This is a genomic window from Actinophytocola sp. (genome assembly GCF_036402745.1).
Classification (GTDB): domain Bacteria; phylum Actinomycetota; class Actinomycetes; order Mycobacteriales; family Pseudonocardiaceae; genus Actinophytocola.
On sequence record NZ_DASWSJ010000258.1, the window covers coordinates 1 to 16,134 of the forward strand.

Annotated in this window: 15 protein-coding genes; 9 read left to right on the forward strand and 6 right to left on the reverse strand. The window is 72.5% G+C overall.

Going from position 1 to position 16,134, the window contains the following annotated elements; translation table 11 throughout:
- Positions 1–427 (forward strand): hypothetical protein (locus VGD70_RS24405; protein ID WP_331085178.1); only part of this gene is annotated, 427 nt, incomplete at its 5' end.
- Positions 424–3,294 carry a sacsin N-terminal ATP-binding-like domain-containing protein gene (locus tag VGD70_RS24410; RefSeq protein WP_331085180.1) on the forward strand — a complete coding sequence of 957 codons (2,871 nt, stop codon included), beginning with the start codon at positions 424–426 and terminating at the stop codon, positions 3,292–3,294. The genes VGD70_RS24405 and VGD70_RS24410, both read left to right, overlap by 4 nt.
- Here VGD70_RS24410 and VGD70_RS24415 read toward each other — a convergent pair.
- Positions 3,291–3,581, reverse strand: coding sequence for a DUF2530 domain-containing protein (locus tag VGD70_RS24415; RefSeq protein WP_331085182.1), 291 nt, complete (start codon positions 3,579–3,581; stop codon positions 3,291–3,293). The two genes, VGD70_RS24410 and VGD70_RS24415, sit on opposite strands and share 4 nt — an antisense overlap.
- A 20-nt stretch (positions 3,582–3,601) precedes the next feature.
- Here VGD70_RS24415 and VGD70_RS24420 point away from each other — a divergent pair, with 20 nt between their 5' ends.
- The 3 genes from VGD70_RS24420 (at position 3,602) to VGD70_RS24430 (ending at position 6,958) form a co-directional block, all read left to right on the forward strand.
- Positions 3,602–5,065, forward strand: a complete 1,464-nt coding sequence (locus VGD70_RS24420) for an NCS2 family permease (protein ID WP_331085184.1) — start codon at positions 3,602–3,604, stop codon at positions 5,063–5,065.
- Between the two features lie 46 nt (positions 5,066–5,111).
- A complete protein-coding gene (locus VGD70_RS24425) occupies positions 5,112–5,558 on the forward strand; it encodes a MarR family transcriptional regulator (RefSeq protein WP_331085186.1) in 447 nt (148 codons plus the stop codon).
- Positions 5,559–5,653: 95 nt separating this feature from the next.
- Positions 5,654–6,958, forward strand: a complete 1,305-nt coding sequence (locus VGD70_RS24430; RefSeq protein ID WP_331085188.1) for an MFS transporter — start codon at positions 5,654–5,656, stop codon at positions 6,956–6,958.
- Positions 6,959–7,101: 143 nt separating this feature from the next.
- Here VGD70_RS24430 and VGD70_RS24435 read toward each other — a convergent pair whose 3' ends face one another.
- Positions 7,102–7,887, reverse strand: a complete 786-nt coding sequence (locus VGD70_RS24435; RefSeq protein WP_331085190.1) for an HAD-IIA family hydrolase — start codon at positions 7,885–7,887, stop codon at positions 7,102–7,104.
- Between the two features lie 54 nt (positions 7,888–7,941).
- Here VGD70_RS24435 and VGD70_RS24440 point away from each other — a divergent pair, with 54 nt between their 5' ends.
- From VGD70_RS24440 to VGD70_RS24450, 3 genes are all read left to right on the forward strand, one after another.
- Complete coding sequence (locus VGD70_RS24440) at positions 7,942–8,214, forward strand: MoaD/ThiS family protein (protein WP_331085192.1); 273 nt, start codon at positions 7,942–7,944, stop codon at positions 8,212–8,214.
- Between the two features lie 43 nt (positions 8,215–8,257).
- On the forward strand, positions 8,258–9,214 hold the full coding sequence (locus VGD70_RS24445) for a YafY family protein (RefSeq protein WP_331085194.1): 957 nt from the start codon (positions 8,258–8,260) through the stop codon (positions 9,212–9,214).
- 435 nt (positions 9,215–9,649) lie between these two features.
- Positions 9,650–10,294: a transglycosylase family protein gene (locus tag VGD70_RS24450; RefSeq protein ID WP_331085196.1), complete on the forward strand. Its 645-nt coding sequence runs from the start codon at positions 9,650–9,652 to the stop codon at positions 10,292–10,294.
- A gap of 185 nt (positions 10,295–10,479) precedes the next feature.
- Here VGD70_RS24450 and VGD70_RS24455 read toward each other — a convergent pair whose 3' ends face one another.
- From VGD70_RS24455 to VGD70_RS24470, 4 genes are read right to left on the reverse strand one after another with little or no spacing between them, the layout of a single operon-like run.
- A complete protein-coding gene (locus VGD70_RS24455) occupies positions 10,480–11,457 on the reverse strand; it encodes a molybdenum cofactor biosynthesis protein MoaE (protein WP_331085198.1) in 978 nt (325 codons plus the stop codon).
- On the reverse strand, positions 11,454–11,933 hold the full coding sequence (gene moaC / locus VGD70_RS24460) for a cyclic pyranopterin monophosphate synthase MoaC (protein ID WP_331085200.1): 480 nt from the start codon (positions 11,931–11,933) through the stop codon (positions 11,454–11,456). Before moaC ends, VGD70_RS24455 begins: the two co-directional genes overlap by 4 nt.
- A 21-nt stretch (positions 11,934–11,954) precedes the next feature.
- Positions 11,955–13,346 carry an NAD-dependent malic enzyme gene (locus VGD70_RS24465; RefSeq protein WP_331085202.1) on the reverse strand — a complete coding sequence of 464 codons (1,392 nt, stop codon included), beginning with the start codon at positions 13,344–13,346 and terminating at the stop codon, positions 11,955–11,957.
- A 25-nt stretch (positions 13,347–13,371) separates the two neighbouring features.
- Positions 13,372–13,548: a hypothetical protein gene (locus tag VGD70_RS24470; RefSeq protein WP_331085204.1), complete on the reverse strand. Its 177-nt coding sequence runs from the start codon at positions 13,546–13,548 to the stop codon at positions 13,372–13,374.
- 88 nt (positions 13,549–13,636) lie between these two features.
- On the opposite strand from VGD70_RS24470, the gene VGD70_RS24475 reads away from it, so the two are divergent.
- Complete coding sequence (locus VGD70_RS24475) at positions 13,637–15,904, forward strand: helicase-associated domain-containing protein (RefSeq protein ID WP_331085205.1); 2,268 nt, start codon at positions 13,637–13,639, stop codon at positions 15,902–15,904.
- The last annotated feature ends 230 nt before the right edge of the window (positions 15,905–16,134 follow it).

Sequence of the window (16,134 nt, forward strand, 5' to 3'; positions counted from 1 at the left end):
CGCCCCAGCGGAGCCGGGCAGCGACAAGGAGACGGCCGGCGCCGAAGGCGTGTCGGGTCCAGCCGTTGGCAGGCCGTCCGGCGGCGACGAGGCACCGGCTCGGCGGGTTGGGTTCCTGGGCACCGCTCGTGGTGAGGTGACCGCGGTCGGGCAGGCGCGGGAACCCGAGGCGACCCGAGGCTGGGCGGCGACGGCCGGAAAAGGCGCGACGGCCGGAGAAGGCCCGGCGCCGGATGGCCCGGAGTCGGATGGTCCGGAGTCCGAGCCGACCGGGCCCATCAGCGCCTCGACCACCTCGGTCGAGCCAGGGGCCACCCGGGCCGAGCTCAGTGGGGCGGAAGCCGCCGCGCCGATCGAGCCCGTTGTCACTGCGGAGACCTCGGTGAACGAGGACGAGCCGGGCGACGCCGGGCCGGCGAAGGGGTGAGTGATCCGTTCGGGACCGGGCGGCTTCGGGAAGCCGTCCTGGCCTCCTGGCGGGACTCGCCCACTCGGTTCCGGGAAGACGCCAACGCCGAGGAGGATCTGTTCCTCGGCGGCTATCGGGACCGCGTCGTCGTCGAGCTCGCGCAGAATGCCTCCGACGCCGCCGGGCAGGACGGGATCCTTCGGGTCTGCGTCGTCGGCGACGAGCTGCGGGTCGCCAACACCGGACGGCCGCTCGACGCCGACGGGGTCGCCTCGCTCGCCTCACTTCGGGCCTCCGCGAAGACCGCCACGACCGCGAAGGCCGGCGGGGTCGGCCGGTTCGGCGTCGGGTTCGCCGCGGTGCTCACCGTCTCGGACGCCCCGCGCGTGGTCTCGCGCACCGGCGGGGTCGCGTTCTCCGCGGCTCGGACCCACGAGGCCATCGGCGAGTCCGGCCGCGTCCCCGTCCTCCGCCTCGTCTGGCCCACCGACGACGAGGACCCCCTGCCCCACGGGTTCGACACCGAGGTCCGCCTGCCGCTGCGCGCCGACGAGCCGGGCGACCTGCTCCAGGAGTTCGCGGCCCAGGCCGGCGACCTGCTGCTGAGCCTCGACGGGCTGCGCCGGATCGAAGTCGGCGACCAGGTCTGGCAGCGCGAGGGGACCGACCCCTGGGTCGACGTCCACGCGCCGAGCGGGACGACGCACTGGCTCGTCACCAAGGACGCCGGCGAACTGGCCGACGTCAGCGAGCTCGGCGCCGAGGCCCGTCCACAGTGGACAGTCTGCTGGGCGGCCTGGCTCGACGACCACCGGCATCCCCGGGCGCTGCACAACGAGGTCCTGCACGCACCCACGCCGACCGACGAGCGGCTCTCCCTCCCCGCCCGGCTGATCGCCACCGTCCCCATCGAGGCGGACCGGCGCCGGGTCCGGCCGGGCGTGGCCACCGACACCGTCCTCGAGGCCGCGGCCGCGGCTTACCCGCGGCTGCTCGACCACCTCGACGCCACCGACCGCACGACGCTCGTCCCCACCCCGGACTTCCCACGGTCCGAAGTGGACGACAAGCTCCGCCAGGAAGTCCTTGCCGCACTGCGGAAAGCACCCTGGCTCCCCACCGACGACGAGCCGGTCGCCCCGCGGCAGGCCACCCTCCTCCCGGTCCCCAGCAAGGAACTCGCCGACGCGCTGCGCGACACCATCGACGGGCTGGTCGACCCCGAGCTCGCCGCGCCGGAGCACGCCCAGGCCCTCGCCGCGCTCGAGACCAGGCGGCTCACCGTCGCCGACCTCGTCGACCGGGTCACCGGCATCGAGCGGGATCCCCGCTGGTGGCACCGGCTCTACGAGGCGCTGAGCCCGATCGCCGACACCGACCCGGACGCCCGCGAGGCACTCGGCGCGCTCCCGGTCCCCCTCACCGACGGCCGCACCCTGCCGGGCCCGCGCGGCACGCTGCTCGTCGACGCCGACCTCGATCTGTCCGAAGTGGACGTCAACGTCGTCCACCCGGACGCGGCCCACCCGCTCCTCGAACGGCTCGGCGCCCGGCACGGCGGCGCCGAGGAGCTCCTCGACTCGCTGCGCGACGCCGTCGAACGCAGCGTCGAGGACGCCGAGTCCGGAATGGACATCGAGCCGCTCCAGAAGGCCGTGCTCGGCCTCGTCGGGAGCGCCGGCATCCGGCCCGGCGAGTACCCGTGGCTCGCCGCGCTCGCGATGCGCGACGAGGTCGGCGACCACCGCCGCGCCGACGAGCTCGCGCTGCCCGGCTCGACCTTCCTCGACCTGCTCGCCGAGGACACTCCGCTCGGCGTGCTCGACGAGGACACCGCCGCCGCCTGGCCCACGCCGGTGCTGCAGGCGGTCGGCGTGCTCGACTCCTTCGCCGTCGTCGTCGACGAGCTGCCGGCCGACGCCGACCACGAGCTCGCCGACGAGCAGGACTGGTGGGTCTCCCTGCCCGAGCCGCCGACCCGGGTCGTCGCCGTCCGCGACCTCGACCTCGTCGCCGACAACGCGTGGCCCGCCGCGCTGCGGCTGCTCGCCGCCGACCCGGCCACCTGGCAGGCCCTGCACCAGCCCGGCGGCTACACCGGCTGGTGGATCGCCCACCACGGCCGGCTCGCCGGCGAGGCCCCGCGGGCGTGGCGGATGCCCGACGCCGCCGAGCTGGCCGGTCTCTACGACCCCGTCCCGCCGATCGACGTCGACCTGTCGGTCCTGCGGGCCATCGGCGTCCGGCAGAGCCTGCACATCGACGACGCCGACGACGCCGAGGAGCTGCTCGACCGGCTCGGCGACAGCGACCGCACGATCCCGCCCGGCGCCGCGCTCCGCGGCTACGCGGCCCTCGCCGCGGCCGTCCGCGACGGCACCGTCAGCCCCACCGACGTCCGGCCGCCGGCCGCGGTCCGCGCGCTCACCGGCGAGGTCCTCCCCGCCGCCGAAGCCATCGTGCTCAACGCGCCCTGGGTCCTGGGCGTCGTCGAGCAGGAGCGCGTGGTGGGCGTCGGCGACGACTTCGACCTCACCGAGCCGCTCGCCGAGCTCCTCGACCTGCCGCTGGCCACCGAGGTCGTCGTCGGTACGGCCCGCGGCACCGGGGAGGCCACCCGTTGGGCGGACCTCGGCGCGGTCGTCGACGCCTGCGACCTCGCCGGCCTCACCGTGCCCGGCGGCGGGCCGCTCGTGCACCACCAGCTGACCGTTCGCATTGGACTCGTCGACCACGAGGTGCCGTGGTGGGTCGACGGCGGGGTGCTGCACTGCGAGGACTCCACCGCGGGCCTGGCCCGCGCGCTGGCCTGGGCCACCGACCGCTGGGCCGACCGGCACACGTTCGCCGCCCTGTTCGACGACCCGGAGAACCTGCTGCGCTAGAGGTTGCGCTGGGCGCCCTTCGCGCCGCGGCGGGACGCGCGGCGCTGCCACACCATGACCGGCACGCCGACGAGCCCCAGCACGAAACCCGACAGCGCCGTCCACAGCCAGATCGGCGGCAGCGCGTCGAAGCCGTAGCGGGCGATCAGCAGGACCACGAGCGCGACCAGCCACAACGCCGTGCCCGTGTAGACCACCGGCGGCAGCGACAGCAGCCGTGGTGACAGCGGTGGCGGAGGTGACTTCTGTGTTTCGATTGGCGCGTTGGGTTCCGCTTGGCCTGCCACATGCGCGAGGCTACCGCCTCATGGCGAACAGGACAGCCGGCTCCGCACTGGATCGCTTCTTCAAGATCACCGAGCGCGGGTCGACGCCGGCCAGGGAGATCCGCGGCGGGCTGGTCACCTTCGTCACGATGGCCTACATCGTGGTGCTCAACCCGCTCATCATCGGCAGCTTCTCGAGCGACCCGAGCAACCCCACCACGCACGACGACGCGTTCGGCGACATCCTGCCCGCCAACCAGGTCGCCGCCGTCACCGCGCTGGTCGCCGGCGTCCTGACGATCCTCTTCGGACTCGTCGCGAACTACCCGTTCGCACTGGCCACGGGCCTCGGCATCAACGCGTTCGTCGCGGTCACGATCGCGCCGCAGATGAGCTGGCCGGCCGCGATGGGCCTGGTCCTGCTCAACGGTGTCGTCGTGCTGATCCTCGTGGTGACCGGCGTGCGGACGATGGTGTTCAACGCGGTGCCACCCTCGCTCAAGGCCGCCATCGCGGTCGGCATCGGCCTGTTCATCACGCTGATCGGCCTGGTCGACGCCGGGTTCGTGCGCCGGCTGCCGGACGTCGCGAACACCACCGTCCCAGTTGGACTCGGCATCAACGGCTCGATCGCGTCGTGGCCGACGTTCGTGTTCGTCGTCGGGCTCGTCCTCACCGGGATCCTGGTCGCCAAGCGGGTCAAGGCCGCGATCCTCATCGGCGTGCTGGCCACCACGGTGCTCGCGATCATCGTCGAGTCCATTGTGGACGCCGGCAGGTACGAGGGGGTGAACCCCAGGGGCTGGAACCTCGGCTACCCGGCACTGCCCGACAAGGTGGTGGGCGAGCCCGACCTGTCGCTCGTCGGCAACGTCAACTTCGACGCCTGGGTCCAGGTGCCGATCATCACCGCGGTGCTGCTCGTGTTCACCCTCGTGCTGACCGACTTCTTCGACACGATCGGCACGATGACCGGGCTGGGCAAGGAAGCGGGGCTGGTCGACGAGGGCGGCAAGCTGCCGAACGTGGGCAAGGCGCTGTTCGTCGACGGCCTCGGCGCGGTGGCCGGCGGCGCGGCGTCGTCGAGCTCCAACACGGTCTACATCGAGTCCGCGGCCGGCATCGCGGAAGGCGCGCGGACCGGGCTCGCCAACATCGTCACCGGCCTGCTGTTCATCGCGGCGATGTTCTTCACCCCGCTGTACGAGGCGGTCCCGGTGGAGGCCGCCGCGCCCGCGCTGGTGATCGTCGGCGTGCTGATGATGGCGCAGATCCGAGAGATCGACTTCACCGACTTCACGATCGCGCTGCCGGCGTTCCTCACGATCGTCGTCATGCCGTTCACGTACTCGATCGCCAACGGCATCGGCGCGGGCTTCATCAGCTACGTGCTGTTGCGGGCCGCGACCGGCAAGGCGCGCGGCATACACCCGCTGATGTGGGTGGTGGCGGCGTTGTTCGCGGTCTACTTCGCGATCGGGCCGATCCAGGCCGCGCTGCGCTGACCATGATCATTGTGACGCAGCGCTGATCGTGAGGTATGCTAACGATGTGTCGAACAAGGAGCAGGACGTAGCCGAACGCTCTTTGGCCAGCCGACTGCGACTGGCAACAGTGCGGCTCAACCGCAGGCTCCGGGCCCAGCGGTCCAGCTCCTCGGTGACGCTCACCCAGCTTTCCGCGTTGTTCTGCCTGCACAAGTGCGGCCCGCTCACCCCAGGTGAGCTGGCGGCCAAGGAGGTTGTCCAACCCCCGTCCATGACCAGGGTGATCGCTGCGCTCGAGGAGCACGGATACGTCAGCCGACGACCGCATCCCAGTGACGGCCGGCAGGCCATCGTAGAGATCACCGAGGAGGGGAGCGCGCACATTCTGGCCGACATCTCGGCGCGCGAGGCCTGGTTGGACAAGCGACTCGCCGAGCTCAGCCCCGAGCAGCGAGACGTGCTGTCCGAGGCCGCGGAGATCATCGACCGGATGGCGAGCCAACAGGATTAGTGAGAGAAGCAACCTCGTGTAACCCGACCAGGACGTCCGGTTCGCCTCGAGCCGCGCTCGTCGATCCGTCGAAGACCACTCGCGATCATCGAGGCATGTTCGGATCCCTGCGCGTGCGCAACTACCGGTTGTTCGCCTCCGGGCAGGTGATCTCCAACGTCGGCACGTGGATGCAGCGCATCGCGCAGGACTGGCTCGTTCTCGAGCTGTCCGGGTACAACCCCATCGCGCTCGGCGTGGCCGCGGCCCTGCAGTTCCTGCCGACGCTGATGCTCACGCTGTGGGCCGGCGTTCTCGCCGACCGGCACGACAAGCGCAAGCTGCTGATGCTGGTGCAGACCGGGATGGCGACGTCCGCGGTGGTGCTCGGCCTGCTGGACGTGACCGCGCTCGTGCAGCTGTGGCAGGTGTTCCTGCTGTGCTTCGTGTTCGGCATCTTCACCGCCTTCGACCCGCCGGTGCGCCAGTCGTTCGTCGGCGAGATGGTCGGCAAGGAGCACCTGACCAACGCGGTGGCGCTGAACTCGTCGACGTTCAACCTGGCCCGCATCGTCGGCCCGGCGATCGCCGGCGTGATGATCATCTGGACCGGCACCGGGTGGGTGTTCCTGGTCAACGCGGTGTCGACGGTGGCGGTGATCATCGGCCTGTGGCGGATGAACCCGGCCGAGCTGCACCGAAGTGCGGCGCCGGTGCGCAAGCGGGGCCAGCTGATGGACGGCCTGCGGTACGTGCGCACCCGGCCGGACATCATGACGGTGCTCGCGCTGGTGTTCTGCGTCAGCACGTTCGCGATCACGTTCAACACGACCCTCGCCATCGTGGCGGCGAACGTCTTCCACCGGCAGGCCGACGGCTACGGCCTGCTGTCGACACTGCTGGCGGTCGGCACGTTCGCCGGTGCCGTGCTGGCCGTGCGCCGGTCGACCCGCCGGCGGCCGGGGCTGAAGCTGCTGATCGGCGCGGCGTTCGCGTTCGGGGTGCTCGAGCTGGTGGCCGGGCTGATGCCGAGCTACCTGACGTTCGGGCTGGCGCTGATCCCGGCCGGCTTCGCGATGATGACGTTCATGAACACGGCCAACGGGACCATCCAGCTGGCGACCACACCGGAGATGCGCGGGCGCGTGATGGCGCTGTACATGCTGGTGTTCATCGGCGGGAACCCGATCGGCGGCCCCGTGACCGGGTGGATGGCGGCCACGCTGGGTGGCCGGTCGCCGTTCGTCATCGGCGGGATCGCGGCCGCGCTGTCGGCCGTGGTGTGCGGCGTGGTGCTCGCCCGGCGGGGCGGCGTGCAGATGCGCGACCGCATCCGGCCGCGGTGGGTGCTCGGCCGGTACCGGCGGTCGCGACGCGCGGAGCCGGTGGTGGCCCCGGACCTGGCGCGGGTCGAGGCCTGACCTCGCCCGGACCACTTGCCTCGGGGGGTAAAGTTAGGCTAGCCTAACGGCGTCGCTTCGTGGTGGGAGCGGTAGTCAGTTCGGGAACATGCGAAACCCCGGCTCGCGGCGGGCGGCACCGCCGGAGCCGGGGTTTCGTGTCCTCAGTCCTCGGGGAACGGGTCGTCCGCGTGGCCGACCAGGTCCGCCACCGAGTCGACCACCCGGCTCGGCCGGTACGGGAACTTCTCCGCGGTGTCCGCCGACGAGATCCCGCTCAGCACCAGGATCGTCTGCAGCCCCGCCTCCAGACCCGACCGCACGTCGGTGTCCATGCGGTCGCCGATCATCAGCGTCGCCTCCGAGTGGGCGCCGAGCGTGCGCAGCGCGGACCGCATCATCAGCGGGTTCGGCTTCCCCACGAAGTACGGCGCGCGGCCGGTCGCCCGCTCGATCAGCGCGGCCACCGAACCGGTCGCCGGCAGCGAGCCCTCCCGGGACGGGCCCGTCGCGTCGGGGTTCGTCGCGATGAAGCGGGCGCCCTGCTCGACGAGGCGGATGGCGGTGGTGATCGCGGTGAAGCTGTAGGTCCGGGTCTCGCCGAGCACGACGTAGTCCGGGTCGCGGTCGGTGAGGACGTAGCCGATCTCGTGCAGCGCGGTGGTCAGGCCGGCCTCGCCGATGACGAACGCCGACCCGTCCGGCCGCTGCGAGTCCAGGAACATCGCGGTCGCGAGCGCCGACGTCCAGATCGACTCCTCCGGCACGTGCAGCCCGGTCCGGTGCAGCCGCGCCCGCAGGTCCCGCGGCGTGTAGATGGAGTTGTTGGTCAATACCAGGAACCGCATCTCCTTGGCGCGCAGCTCCTCGATCAGCTTGTCCGCCCCGGGGATGAGGTGCTCCTCGTGCACCAGCACCCCGTCCATGTCCATCAGATAGGTCCAGGCCATGCCCCATGGTCCCGCAGCCGCCGCGCGGCCGCGCACGGCGGTTAACCTGTGGGGGTGACCACCGCTCCCATCACCGCCACGGTGCGTGTGCGCTACTTCGCCGGGGCGCGCGCCGCGGCGGGCCGTGACGAGGAAACCGTGCAGCTCAGCGCGGACGCCACCGTCCAGAACCTGGTCGACGAGCTCGTCGGCCGGCACGGTGCCGCGCTCACCAAGGTGCTCACCGCGTGCAGTTTCCTGCTCGACGGCGTCGCCGTGCGTGACACGTCGATCGCCCTGCCCGACGGGTCCGGCGTGGACGTCCTGCCCCCGTTCGCCGGCGGCTGACAGCGGACAGATCCTGTCCGCAAGGGCTGGGAGACTTGTCGACATGTCCTCCGCCCGCCTGCTCCGGCTGCTGTCGCTGCTGCAGACCCGCCGCGACTGGTCGGGCGCGGAGCTCGCCGAGCGCCTCGGCGTGAGCACCCGCACCGTCCGCCGTGACGTCGACAAGCTGCGCGAGCTCGACTATCCCGTGCACGCCGCCACCGGCACGACCGGCGGCTACCGCCTCGGGCCTGGCGCGGAGCTGCCGCCGCTCCTGCTCGACGACGAGGAGGCGGTGGCCGTCGCGGTCGGCCTGCGCACCGCGGCCGGCGGCGGGGTCGACGGCATCGGCGAGACCGCGCTGCGCGCCCTGGTCAAGCTCGAGCAGGTGCTCCCCTCGCGACTGCGCCACCGGGTCGACGCGCTGCAGGTCGCGCGGGTCGACACGCCCGGGCTGGGACCGTCCGTGCCCGCCGACGTGCTCACGGCCGTCGCCACCGCGTGCCGCGACACGCAGCGGCTGCGGTTCGACTACCGCACGCATGACCAGGTCGAGCGGCAGCGGACGGTCGAGCCGCACCGGCTCGTCTCCTGGGGCCGGCGCTGGTACCTCGTCGGGTGGGACGTCGAGCGGATGGACTGGCGGACCTTCCGGGTCGACCGGATGCGGCCGCGGATCCCGGTGGGTCCCCGGTTCGAGCCCCGGGAGATCCCCGGCGGCGACCCAGCGGCGTTCGTCGCCGCCCGAATTGCCCGGATGTGGCCCTTCCAGGCGAGCGTCCGGCTGCACGCGCCCGCCGACTCGGAGGTGGCCCGCGGCTGCGCCCCGTACGGCCGCATCGAGCCGATCGACGACCATTCCTGCCGACTCGAGATCGGTGCCGACACGCCCGGGTCGCTCGCCTTCCTGCTCGCCGGATTGGAGATCGACTTCACAGTGGAGTCACCGCGGGAATTAGTAACCGCATTGCGGCAAGTAGTCACTCGATTTCAACGTGCAGCCGGCGATCAATTGCAGTAGTGGAATTTGGTGCCGTTTATCGGCCGATACGACGTGACCCATGACTCACTTAGAGTGAATTATCTCAGGAAGAACACAGCCAGATAACGACCTTCATTACGAGTCTGACCTGCGGAAATACCTACCATCGACGCAGGTTGCCCGTCGTTACTGTGACGACGGTCACATGGCTCTTAATTTCCACTCGGCCTTTCGGTTACGTACCGTCGCTCCCGGTTGGTCCCGACCGACCAGGCAAGACCCGAGTGCTCGAAACGCCAAACCCGGTCCGGCGAGCACTCGGGAGGAAACCCCCGACTGAAAGAGAACCTCCGGACCGGGGCGAGGAACCACGACGAGCACCCCGAAGCGAGGAGTGGTTGCCGGCAAGCCCGGCTCGGCCATTTCGGCCGACCGAAGAGCGCAAGCGCGTAGGCGTTGAGGGAGAGAGCGGAAATGGCGTACCAAGGCAAGCACCGAAAGCCGTCCGCCGCATTGCGGACCATCGCTCGTGTCGTCGTTGCCGGCGCCGCGGTCGGTGTTCCGCTGGCGGTTGCCACCGTCCCCGCCCAGGCCGACCCGTCGGTGAACTGGGATGCGATCGCGCAGTGCGAGAGTGGCGGTAACTGGGGCATCAACACGGGCAACGGCTACTACGGGGGCCTGCAGTTCTCCCAGGGCACCTGGCAGGCGAACGGCGGCTCCGGCAACCCGGCGAACGCTTCGAGGTCGGAGCAGATCCGGGTCGCGGAGAAGACCCTCGCCTCGCAGGGCATCGGCGCGTGGCCGGTGTGTGGCGCGCGTGGCGGTCACTCCGGTGGCAGCCACAGCAGCTACAGCGGCTCCCAGCCGCAGCAGCGTTCGAGCAGCCCGCAGCGGTCGGAGGTGTCCGCGCCCGAGCGGACGTACGCCCCGGCCGCCCCGGTGCTGGCGAAGTCCAACCCGAAGGGCGACTACACGATCAAGGCCGGCGACTCGCTGTCCAAGATCGCCGGCGCCCTCAAGGTGAAGGGCGGCTGGCAGGCGCTGTACGAGAAGAACAAGCAGTTCATCGGCGACCCGGACCTGATCCTCGTGGGTCACAAGATCGCCACCAAGTGATCTGCTCCGTGACGTAAGAGCGCCACGACGTAGGGCTCCACCGCGTAAATCCCCCGGCGGTGGAGCCCTTCGTCATGGGAGGAGGCCGCGACGGAGGCTCGCCCCTGTGGTGCGACGGCGCCAGAGCAGGCCCGGCGAGCCGTGCCGAACGCGCAAGACCGCGCAGCGAGCACGGCCAGCGACGGTCACGGACAGTTGACCCACTCATCAGTGCCGTCGGTGAAGTTCTGGTGCTTCCAGATCGGCAGCCGGGCCTTCACGTCATCCACGAGATCCGCACACGCGGCGAACGCCTCCGCCCGATGTTCCGCCGCCACCGCGCACGCCAGCGCCACGTCCCCGATGGCAAGGCCCCCGACGCGGTGGCTCACCGCCAGCGCACGCAGGCCCGGATGCCGGCCGGCCACCTCGGTGGCGACCTCCTCTATCACGGCCTTCGCGCTCGGGTGGCCCTCGTAGTCCAGGTTCAGCACGCCTCGCCCGCCATCGTGGTTGCGGACCACGCCGGCGAACGTCACGACGGCCCCGGCGGCCGCCTCCTCGACCAGCGTCGCGTGCTCCTCCACCGACAGGGGCGACTCGCTGATCTCCGCCCGCAGCACCCGCGCGGGCTCCGAGGCCGCGGTGGCCGGTGAGTCGGCCGGCGAGTCGGCCGGCGCCATGTCCGGCGTCACGGTGGTGGCGGGCCGGGCGTGGTCGCCGCCGCGCACCTGGTCCACCGCATGGTCCAGCACATCCGCCAGCACGCCCAGGCCGTCGCGCACCCCGCCGGTGGAGCCCGGCAGGTTCACGATCAACGTCGAGCCCGCCACGCCGGCCCGCCCACGGGACAGCACCGCCGTGGGCACCGCCGGCAATCCGGCCGCCCGGACGGCGTCGGCGAGCCCGGGGACCTCGTAGTCCAGCACCGACGCGGTCATCTCCGGCGTGCGATCGGTCGGCGAGATGCCCGTGCCGCCCGTCGTGATCACCACGTCCACCTCGGCGGCGACCGCGGACCGCAGCGCGTCGCGCACCGGCTCGCCGTCCGGCACGACCGAGGCCGCCGGCACGTCGTAGCCCCGCTCCCGCAGCCACGCGGCGATCAGCGGGCCCGTCTTGTCGGCGTACACCCCGGCGGCCGCGCGGTTGGACGCGGTCACCACCCGTGCCGTGCGCGTCATCGGTCCTCCGGTCGGGTCCAGGTGCCGGTCTTGCCGCCGTCCTTGCGCTCGAGCCGGACGGCGTCCAGCACGGCCGCGGGATCCACGGCCTTGATCATGTCGTGCAGGGTGAGCCCGGCGACCGCGACCGCGGTGAGCGCCTCCATCTCCACGCCCGTGCGGTCGGTGGTGCGCGCGGTGACGGTGATGTCGACGTGCGCGCTGCCGAGGGAGAAGTCGACGGTGACGCCGGAGATGGCGATCGGGTGGCACAGCGGGATGAGGTCCGGCGTGCGCTTGGCGCCCATGATGCCCGCGATCCGGGCCGTGGCGAGCGCGTCGCCCTTCTTCAGCCCGTTCGACGCCAGCAGCGCGACGACCTCGGCGGTGGTCCGCACGGTCCCGGTGGCCACCGCGACCCGCGCGGACGCCTCCTTGCCGGTCACGTCCACCATGCGCGCCGCGCCGGCGGCGTCCACATGACTCAGCTCACCCACGAACCGATGCTACGGCGCGCCTCAGCCCGGGCGGCGGGCGGCGGCCCGGGAGACCGCCTCGGCCACCGCGGGCGCCACGGCCGAGTCGAACACGCTCGGCACGATGAACGACGCGTTGAGCCGGTCGCCGTCGACCACGTCGGCCATCGCGTCCGCGGCGGCCAGCAGCATCTCGTCGGTGATGCCGTTGGCCTGCGCGTCGAGCAGCCCGCGGAACACGCCGGGGAACGCCAGCACGTTGTTGATCTGGTTCGGGTAGTCGCTGCGCCCGGTGGCGACGACCTTGGCGTGCCGCTGCGCCTCCAGCGGGTCGATCTCCGGGTCCGGGTTGGCCAGCGCGAACACCACCGGGTCCGGCGCCATCGTGGCCACCGTGTCGGCGCCGAACAGGTTGGGCGCGGACACGCCGATGAACACGTCCGCGCCGACCATGGCGTCCTTGAGCGAGCCGGACAGCCGGTCGTTGTTGGTGTGCTCGGCGAGCCAGGCCAGGTTGGGGTCGAGGTCGCCGCGGCCGGGGTGGACGATGCCGTCGACGTCGACGGCGAGCACGTCGCCCGGCTTCTTCTGCAGCAGCAGCCGGATGATGGCCGAGCCGGCCGCGCCCGCGCCGCACACCACGATCTTGCAGTCGGACAGCTGCTTGCCGACCACCCGCAGCGCGTTGCGCAGCGCGCCGACCACCACGATGGCGGTGCCGTGCTGGTCGTCGTGGAACACGGGGATGTCGAGCATCTCGCGCAGCCGCGCCTCGATCTCGAAGCAGCGCGGCGCGGCGATGTCCTCCAGGTTGATGCCGCCGTAGACCGGCGCGATCAGCTGGACGGTCCGGATGATCTCCTCGGTGTCCTGGGTGTCCAGGCACACCGGCCACGCGTCGACGCCGGCGAACTTCTTGAACAGCGCGGCCTTGCCCTCCATCACCGGCAGCGCCGCGGCCGGCCCGAGGTTGCCCAGGCCCAGCACCGCCGAGCCGTCGGTGACCACCGCGACCGTGTTGCGCTTGATGGTGAGCCGGCGCGCGTCGTCCGGGTTCTCCGCGATGGCCTGGCAGATCCGGGCCACGCCCGGGGTGTAGGCGCGGGAGAGGTCGTCGCGGTTGCGGAGCTGGACCTTGGGGCTGACCTCGATCTTGCCGCCGAGGTGGATGAGGAACGTCCGGTCCGACACCTTGCGCACGGCGACGCCGTCGAGCCCTTCGAGCGCCTGGGTGATGTCGCGGACGTGCTCGTCGGAGTAGGTGTTGGCGGTGATGTCCACGACGATCCGGTCGCCGTGCGACTCGACCACGTCGAACGCGGTGATGACCGCGCCGGCCCGGCCCACGGCCGCGGCGAGGTCGCCGGCCGCGCTGGCCGACGGCGGCGCCTCGACCCGGACGGTGATGGAGTAGCCAGGACCAGGAACCGGCATGTGGATCGCTCCCGAGTGGACGGACCTACTTGTTGATCTCGGTGACCGGGTGCTCGTAGCCGAGCTTCTCGGGCGGCAGCGGGAAGGCCAGGTCGCCGTACGGGGACAGCGCACCCTGCCGGTCGGCCGCGACCTCACTGACCGGGTGCTCGATGTCGTCCGGCCAGTTCGGGTCGATGTGGTGCGACTTGTCCTTCGCCACGGAGCCCTCCTGGGATCTCGACCAGCTCAACGGAGCTAGAGGCTACCGGACCTCTGTGACAGCGCGGCGGCGCGTATACCGTGGTCACGTGCCCGCCGTCCCGCTCACCGATTGGCTACGCGGCCAGGACGACCACGTGCTGGCCGACCTGCTGCGCGCACGCCCCGACCTCGCCACCCCGCCGCCCGCCGACATGGCCGTTCTCGCCGCGCGCGCGGGCAGCCGCGCGTCGGTCACCAGGGCCGCCGAGGGGCTGGACACGTTCACCCTCGCCGTGCTCGACGCGCTGGTCGTGGCCGGCGCGGACCGCTCCCCCGTGCCCGTCGACGCGGTCGCCGCGCTGGTCGGGCCGGGCGCGAACCCGGGCAGGGTGCGAGCCGCGGTCGAGCAGCTGGTCCGGCTCGCACTCGCCTGGGGCGCCGAGGAGATCTCCGTCGCACCGGCCGCGCGGGAGGCCGGTGGGCTCTACCCGGCGGGGCTCGGCCAGCCCTCCGACGCGCTCGACGGTGTCGACCTCCCGGCGCTGCTCGACGAGCTCACCGAGGCCGACCGCCGGCTGCTCACCACGCTCGCGCACGGCTCGCCGGTGGGCCGGACCAAGGACGCCGCCGTCGTCGTGCCGCTCGAGCGGGCGCGGACGCCGGTGCAGCGGATGCTCGCGATGGGCCTGCTGCTGCGCCGGGACGCCGAGACCGTCGAGCTGCCCCGCCAGGTCGGCCTCGCGCTGCGCGGTGACAGTCCACTCGGGACGGTCCGGCTGGACGAGCCGGAGCTGCGCACGACCAGACGCACGGTGTCCACTGTAGACGCGACGGGTGCCGGTGAGGTGCTGGAGCTGTTGCGCCGCACGGAGTCCCTCGTCAACCTGTGGAGCAAGGAGCCGGCCAGCGTGCTCAAGGCGGGCGGGCTCGGCGTGCGGGACGTGCGCCGGCTCACCCGCGAGCTGGACACCGACGAGCGCGGTGCCGGGTTCGTCGCCGAGCTCGCGTACGGCGCGGGGATGGTCGCCGACACCGGGGCGCCCACCAGCGCCGAGTGGCAGCCGACGACGCTCGCCGACCCGTGGCTCGCGGCCACCCCGGCCAACCAGTGGGCCACGCTCGCCACCGCCTGGCTCGACCTCCCCCGGCTGCCCGGGCTCGCCGGCATGCGCGACGCGAAGGACCGCGTGCTGGCCCCGATGTCCGACGACCTGCGCCGCCCACCCGCGCCGGCCGAGCGCCGCCGGGTGCTGGCCGCGCTGGCCGAGCTGCCCGCCGGCACGGGCGTGGCCGCGCCGGACGAGCTGGCCGACGTGCTGGCCTGGCGCGCGCCGCGGCGAGGTGGCCGGCTGCGGGACGAGATCGTGCGCTGGACGCTCACCGAGGCCACCGCGCTCGGGGTGGTGGCGCTGGGCGCCATCACGTCGGCGGGCCGGGCGCTGCTGACCGACAGCCCGGCGGCCGCGGCCAAGCGGATGGCCGAGTCGATGCCCGAGCCGCTCGACCACGTGCTGGTGCAGGCGGACCTGACGGTGGTCGCGCCGGGGCCGCTGGAGCCGCAGCTCGCGATCGACATCGGCCAGGTCGCCGACATCGAGTCGGCCGGCAGCGCGACGGTGTACCGGGTCACCGAGGTGTCGGTGCGCCGGGCGCTGGACATCGGCCGGACCGCCGAGGAGCTGCACGAGCTCTTCCGCACCCGATCGCGGACGCCGGTGCCGCAGTCGCTGTCGTACCTCATCGACGACGTGGCCCGGCGGCACGGGCGGTTGCGCGGCGGTGCGGCGGCGTCGTTCCTGCGGTGCGACGACCCGGTGCTGGTCGCCGAGGTCGTCGCGCACCCGGCCGCGGCGTCGCTCGAGCTGCGCCGCATCGCGCCCACTGTGCTGGTGAGCCCGCTCCCCCTGGCCGACGTGCTCGACGAGCTGCGCGCGGCCGGCTTCGCCCCGGCGGCCGAGGGCACCGACGGCCAGGTGCTCGACCTGCGTCCCACCGGCCGCCGGCTGCCCGCCACCGCCCGCACCCGGCGCGGCGGCCCGCCGACGCCCCCGAGCGACGAGCGGCTGAGCGACATCGTGCACCAACTGCGCGCCGGCGACGCGGCGGCCGCGACCCGCCGGGGCAGGACCGTGTCGCTCACCGGCGGCAGCGGCGCGGCCGACACGGCGGCGACGCTCGCCCTGCTGCGCGAGGCGATCGAGCAGCGCGGGCACGTGCTGATCGACTTCGTGGACTCGCGCGGGGTGGCGAGCCAGCGGCTGGTCACGCCGTACCGGGTGGGCGGTGGCGTACTGGAGGGCCGCGACACGACGGGGAACGAGCTGCGGCAGTACCCGCTGCACCGGATCACGTCGGCGTCGCTGATCGGGTCGTGACCCCGGCGGACTCCAACGGGTCCCGACCGGTTCTCGAGGTGGACCATGCACCGTCCTCGCATGGGCGGTACCAGTGACGACGCGGACCGGCGCACGGCGGCGGACCGGCTGCGGCTGATGCGCGCGGACTTCCTGGACCGCGCGGACGTCATCGACGGTGGCGTGCGCGCCCTGCTGGGCCGGATAGACCTGACCCGAACCGACGCGGACCACGACCGGATGATCGACGC

Excerpts from the sequence above, each read along its gene's own strand:
- VGD70_RS24465 (WP_331085202.1), bottom strand. The coding sequence starts at position 13,346 with ATGCCGGTTCCTGGTCCTGGCTACTCCATCACCGTCCGGGTCGAGGCG.
- VGD70_RS24450 (WP_331085196.1), top strand. The coding sequence starts at position 9,650 with ATGGCGTACCAAGGCAAGCACCGAAAGCCGTCCGCCGCATTGCGGACC.
- VGD70_RS24455 (WP_331085198.1), bottom strand. The coding sequence starts at position 11,457 with ATGACGCGCACGGCACGGGTGGTGACCGCGTCCAACCGCGCGGCCGCC.
- VGD70_RS24420 (WP_331085184.1), top strand. The coding sequence starts at position 3,602 with ATGGCGAACAGGACAGCCGGCTCCGCACTGGATCGCTTCTTCAAGATC.
- VGD70_RS24435 (WP_331085190.1), bottom strand. The coding sequence starts at position 7,887 with ATGGCCTGGACCTATCTGATGGACATGGACGGGGTGCTGGTGCACGAG.
- VGD70_RS24445 (WP_331085194.1), top strand. The coding sequence starts at position 8,258 with ATGTCCTCCGCCCGCCTGCTCCGGCTGCTGTCGCTGCTGCAGACCCGC.
- VGD70_RS24430 (WP_331085188.1), top strand. The coding sequence starts at position 5,654 with ATGTTCGGATCCCTGCGCGTGCGCAACTACCGGTTGTTCGCCTCCGGG.